This is a genomic window from Peptoniphilus sp. HMSC062D09, assembly GCF_001811425.1.
GTDB lineage: Bacteria > Bacillota > Clostridia > Tissierellales > Peptoniphilaceae > Peptoniphilus_A.
Genome location: NZ_KV804718.1, coordinates 1 through 338, shown reverse-complemented (window position 1 = coordinate 338; position 338 = coordinate 1). Strand labels below are relative to the sequence as shown.

Annotated in this window: 1 protein-coding gene; it reads right to left on the bottom strand. The window is 37.0% G+C overall.

Features of this window, described 5'->3' with window-relative positions; genetic code table 11:
* Window positions 1–338: hypothetical protein (locus tag HMPREF2801_RS05530; protein WP_148130077.1), on the bottom strand; the 338-nt coding region annotated here is incomplete at both ends.

Genomic DNA, 338 nt, shown 5'->3' with positions numbered 1-338 from the left:
TGACATCATCTTTCTTAAAATCATCGTTTAGTTTCTCAAGCCTTGTTTCCAGTTTTTTCTTTGTCTTTTCGAGCTGTTTCACAGTAAAGTTCTGATTTCTGTCATGCTTGTATTCCTCAACATAGTTTACGATTTCATCAATCTGATCTTGAATATGCTTTTCCTGATATTCCTTACTCATAGGAATTTTTTCAAACTGCGTATGTCCGATAACAACCGCATCGTATTCCCCTGTAGCAATCTTGCCTATAAATCTCTTTCTGTTTTTCGGCTCAAAATCTTTCTTATCTGCCACCATAATGTTAGCCGACGGATATAGCTGCATAAACTCACGACCG